Consider the following 2,473-nt stretch of genomic DNA (forward strand, 5'->3'; position numbering starts at 1 on the left):
CGCCGAAATGACCTCGGCGTTTGCCTGCGCATCGCTGGGCATCGAGCCCACGGTTCGCCATTCCGATTACATCGGGGCGTGGCTTGAAGTCCTGCACGCCGATGAGAAGGCGATCTTCCGGGCGGCGAGCGCGGCCAGCAAGGGCGCTGACTACCTCCTGGCTTTCGGGGAGGACGTGGCATGATGCGGCGTTTCTACCAGCTGGAGCAGGCTATCCGCGAAGCGTTCCTGCGCAATGCCTTCCCCGAATACGAGGACCCGCAGTTGCGGCGGATGGCGCGGGCGATCCATTCGTTGCCGCGCTTCCACCGTCAGCTGTTCTGCCTCGTGCGCTACGATGGCTGGTCCTACGACGAGATCGCTGCGCGCTTCGATATCAGCGTGCGCCGGGTGGAGATCGAGATGGGCCGTACCTTCTTCATGTTGAGCCTGTCGCTGGATCGGCAGAAGCGCAAGGGCTGGTGAGCAAACGGGTGCGCCCGCTGCTGCGGGCGCGCCAGGCTCCTGCTGGATTTGACGATACTCATGCCTGAGGGGGAAAGTCGTCGACCGAATAGAAGATGGGATTGCGCATCCATTCGGTGACGGCGCTTTCGCGCCAGCCGCAGCATCGTTCGGCGAGGCGCACTTGCCTCGGAAAGGTCCCGCTCTGAATCTTGCGGTAGAGGGTCGCGCGGGAAAGGCCCGTACGGTCGAGCACATCGCCGAGGCGAAGAAAGCGATCAGGGGGCGTCATCATGTTCATGTGGCATGTCCTCCGATTTGGTGAGGTGGACTGGCCGGCCACGAACAAGAATGGGCCAAAACGAGGCAGGATCAAGGGTATGCGGGCACTGGCTAGAACGCAGAACCTGGCGAAGTGAACGATCCGGGACGTCTAAGGACGGTTGGGGACGATCAAAAAAATCTGCCGCCAGAATTTCCATTTTGACGTTCTGCTCGCAAGCCGTCTCAACTGGCATCGGGAGCCACCCGATCCCGATATACCGAATATCTGGCCGAATCACTCAGCGTAACGCACCGATGGTTGGACGGCAGCGCTGCATTCGCACACCGCGAAACTGATTGTGATTTCGGGCCGATAGCCCACATATTAATGGCGTGTTGGGGCCGAACGTGGACTGACAGCTTTCAGGCAACAGGCAGCGATCGCGGACGCGACTAAGGCAGGCGGCTATGTGGTCGGATTGGACTATCCAGCCGCAGCGACCGCAGCGACAACATCAGCGTGCTTTCGCGCCAGACCGGGTGCTGGCGATTCGAACTGCGGCATTTCGAATTGATTGTGGAAATAGCCAGATGGTAACCCCGACGATGAGTCAAGCACCTGATGCTGAAACGGAGTGATGTGATTGCCGAATCCAACATCGAGCGAGCCCTTCGACTTCAGAACACTTGCTCCTCACGATTTCGAACTCCTCGTCGGCGCATTGCTTGCTCGATCCGGGTCGTCTGTGACCGCACAGGCGCGGCCGGGCCAAAATGGCCCAGACTTTGAATTAGTGTCGCCCACCGGCGAACGCGTGATCGTCGAAGTCAAACATTTTCGTCAACGGATCCCAAGTGCGATCGCGACCCAGTTTGCCGGCGACGTCGCGCGCGCACGGGTTCAAGCGCCTAAGACCAAGGGTTTGTTAGTCGTCTCCAGTGACCTGTCCTCACGGGCGCGGCAGGCCATAGAGGAGCAGGATGGGTTGGATGTATGGACAGGAGACGACCTTAGGCAACTCCTTCAGCGCTTTCCCGATGTCGCGAAGGCCGCAGCGACGAGCGTGGCGGCATCGCAGTCGCTCCAGATGATGACGGCAGCGGCCTTGACCCCGCCGCCGCGCCCGCTTTCAGAGCAGTTCGAAGACCGGCTCGAAGCCATCACGCGCGGTAAGGACGATTGGCGCAGCTTCGAGGATTGGGGAACCGAGGTCTTGACCGAGATATTCAAGCCCGACCTTGGGCCTCCGGATCGCCAGACCCGCAGCGACGATGGCCTGGACATCATGGACGCAATTTTTCCGATCCGCGCAGGAAGCCCCCCTTGGGCGCTGGTGCGTGCCGAGTACGGAACGCGCTTTGCTGTAGCCGAATACAAGAACTACACGAAACCGATCGGCCCCAAGGAAGTCGAGTCCATCCAGCAGTATCTCTGGATCCCGGCTAAGCGACAATTCGGGATGCTGGTGTCGCGAGAGCTGCCAGCACCCCAAGCGTTTGTTCAACGACGCCGGGCCTGGCTCGAACAGCAAAAGATGATCGTTTTCCTGACTGCGGCCGATCTGATCAGCATGCTCGAGATGCGGGAGAATGGCGAAGAGCCTTTCGAGGTGATCGACGCGCAACTCGAGGAGTTTTTCCGCACGCTCAGCCCATGATCGTAGAGCTTTGGACGAGCTGCCGCCCGCTGTGTTGACCGGGTCGCCTAGCTTTCTGGATGCAACTGTGACGGTTTCGACGATATCGAAGACGTGTAGCGCGGCTT

At 60.2% G+C, this 2,473-nt stretch carries 4 protein-coding genes; 3 read left to right on the top strand and 1 reads right to left on the bottom strand.

Going from position 1 to position 2,473, the window contains the following annotated elements; genetic code table 11:
- Positions 1–184: zincin-like metallopeptidase domain-containing protein (locus tag NN5_RS26495; RefSeq protein ID WP_067739272.1), on the top strand; the 184-nt coding region annotated here is incomplete at its 5' end.
- The gene (locus tag NN5_RS24485) at positions 181–465 is read left to right on the top strand and encodes an RNA polymerase sigma factor (protein ID WP_067739275.1); all 285 of its coding nucleotides are present in this window, start codon (positions 181–183) and stop codon (positions 463–465) included. The genes NN5_RS26495 and NN5_RS24485, both read left to right, overlap by 4 nt.
- A 58-nt stretch (positions 466–523) precedes the next feature.
- Here the strand turns inward: NN5_RS24485 and NN5_RS24490 are convergent, their stop codons facing one another.
- On the bottom strand, positions 524–739 hold the full coding sequence (locus NN5_RS24490; protein ID WP_373280357.1) for a helix-turn-helix transcriptional regulator: 216 nt from the start codon (positions 737–739) through the stop codon (positions 524–526).
- Positions 740–1,352: 613 nt separating this feature from the next.
- Between NN5_RS24490 and NN5_RS24495 the strand changes: the two genes are divergently transcribed.
- Positions 1,353–2,366 (top strand): restriction endonuclease, encoded by a 1,014-nt coding sequence (locus NN5_RS24495; RefSeq protein ID WP_084385149.1) that lies wholly within the window; start codon positions 1,353–1,355, stop codon positions 2,364–2,366.
- The last annotated feature ends 107 nt before the right edge of the window (positions 2,367–2,473 follow it).

It is taken from the genome of Novosphingobium naphthalenivorans NBRC 102051, from assembly GCF_001590985.1.
Classification (GTDB): domain Bacteria; phylum Pseudomonadota; class Alphaproteobacteria; order Sphingomonadales; family Sphingomonadaceae; genus Novosphingobium; species Novosphingobium naphthalenivorans.

Coding starts and splice junctions, on each gene's coding strand:
- NN5_RS24485 (WP_067739275.1), top strand. CDS start 181: ATGATGCGGCGTTTCTACCAGCTGGAGCAGGCTATCCGCGAAGCGTTC.
- NN5_RS24490 (WP_373280357.1), bottom strand. CDS start 739: ATGATGACGCCCCCTGATCGCTTTCTTCGCCTCGGCGATGTGCTCGAC.